The organism is Candidatus Thermoplasmatota archaeon, assembly GCA_018814355.1.
Classification (GTDB): Archaea; Thermoplasmatota; Thermoplasmata; order UBA10834; family UBA10834; genus COMBO-56-21.
On the sequence record JAHIZT010000100.1, the window covers coordinates 1 to 2,109 of the forward strand.

The following is a 2,109-nucleotide window of genomic DNA, read 5'->3' on the forward strand; positions in this document are numbered from 1 at the left end:
CTTCCTCGTGTAACCCTCCACGCCGGGGTCCGCTGACGCCTCTATCACCGCCAGCACATGTCGCTCCAGGTTCTTGTCCCGAAGCTGCGAGCCCATCTCGATCGAGAAGATCAGCTCCCGTATCTTTTCAACGATGAATTTGGAGAGTGGCCTTTTGGACGCATGCCTTATCATATGCATCCGTTCCTTTTCGATGAACATGTCCACAGTCCAGAACCTGGCCATACAGATGGAGGCCAGCTCTTCGATGCGTTCGCTGGAGATGTGTTTGGACTTGAATACCGAGTGCATCTCATCATAACGATTCCAGTCGGTCTCAAAGATCCGCCCTTGGGCGTCCAGATCCTCATAGAACCGAGTGCCGGGATAAGGCGTTGCGATGCCGTAGGCTGTGCTCGTGAGCCCTATCTTCTTGGCATAAGCGGGGAATCCCAGTATCTGGTCCTCTGTCTGATCGGGGAGGCCGATGACAAATGTCCCGCCTGCGTTCCCACCCCATCTCTTTATGTTGTCGACCGCTTGGATGTGCACTTCTGTGCTCATGCCCTTGGATATGGATTTGATGTCCTCCATGTGCGGACTCTCTATTCCCATCTCGAAACCCTCTATCCCCACTGCGATCATCTTCCGCACGATGTCAGGGTGCTTCGCCACCGAATCGGCCCGCACCTTGGCGCCGAAGCGTATGTCGAGCTCATGCGGAGCCAAGAGGTCGCACAGCCGCTCCACCTGCTCGGGTCTCCCCAGGAAATGAGGGTCGGTGATATCTATGCTGAGGGGCTTGTTCTTGTGGAAGGAGACTATTTTCAAGATCTCCTCCATCACATTCTCGGGAGAGCGGAAGCGCTGACGACCTTTGCTCATGGTTGGTTCGCAACAGAAAGTGCATCTGCCAAAACACCCTCTAGATGTCGTCAAGACGTCGTACTCTCGGTCTCGCAGCAGCCTTGTACCATAGGCATACCTCCTAAGGTGCCGAGCGGGAAAAGGGAGGCTGTCCAGGTTCTCAATGAACTCTCGATCAGGGTTATGGATTATTTGCTCCTTCTTCCTGTACGAGACGCCCCGCACGCCTTGTGGTTCTCCTTTTTCGACCAGCTCCCGCATGGTGATTTCACCCTCGCCACGGACTACCAGGTCCACCTGGGGCTGCGATAAAAGCTCATCTGGGATGGCTGTGGGATGATATCCGCCCAATACGGTCAAGGCCCCTTGACTCTTGGCCAACCGCGCGATTTCCAGACCTTCGCTGTGCTCCGTGGCTGACATCGTTATCCCCACAAGGTCAGGGTCCAGGGCCATCAATGACTCCTTGACAGCTTCTTCGAAAGGCCTATGCTCCATCTCAAGGTCCAAGATGGTCACATTCTCTACGATATCCTCCACCGTGGCAGCAATGTATTCAAGCGCAGTAGGAATCAGGTCGAATGCATAGGAGAGGCCGTGTCTGCCAGAAGGCTCGACCAAAAGGACTCTTTTGAATGACATGGCTCAGCTTCACCTATCACTGCTCGATAAGAGCCACCATTATTAATAGCAAACGAAGATGACCAGAACTTGGTCGCGCCCCGATGACTCCGATACCCTGGCTCTGCCCCATCATTGCGTCTTCCCTCATTCTCCCGCCCCGCCTTCTTCCATAAGGTTGAGCGCTGAGCAGAAGCGGTTCTATAAGGAAGCCGGAGAGAGGTTCAAGGAAAAGGACTGATCTCGGGGAGTGTCGGTCTTTCCCTTCTTTTCCTGAGGCTTATGGCCCACCCTTGCGATACCTCAAGAACGCCACCAGAAGGAGCGTCAGAGCGATCACAGGGACGACCTCGTATTCTGGTATCAGCGTGTTGCCCGCGGGTTCGAACACCATCACATAGAACTTGGCATCGCTCAGGGTGACATTCTTCGGGTGCTCAATCAGGATACCGTCGTCCGGTGCCCAAGTCCCGGCCCTCCAATCCTGGACCATGGCGTCGGTCCCGTTCCACGTGACCCCTGAGGGATAGGAGCAATACTTCGTCTCACCAGAGAGCACGATCAGGCCCTGCCCATGGTACCGCACCTCGCTGATGAGCCTCCCGGTGCTCTCTCTGATGGCAATCGTCGCGTTCTCCCCAC

At 55.3% G+C, this 2,109-nt stretch carries 2 protein-coding genes; both read right to left on the reverse strand.

What is annotated here, in order from left to right:
* Positions 1–1,488: B12-binding domain-containing radical SAM protein (locus KJ653_07270; GenBank protein ID MBU0685625.1), on the reverse strand; the 1,488-nt coding region annotated here is incomplete at its 3' end.
* Positions 1,489–1,747: 259 nt separating this feature from the next.
* A partial coding sequence (locus tag KJ653_07275) for a hypothetical protein (protein ID MBU0685626.1) occupies positions 1,748–2,109 on the reverse strand: 362 nt, incomplete at its 5' end.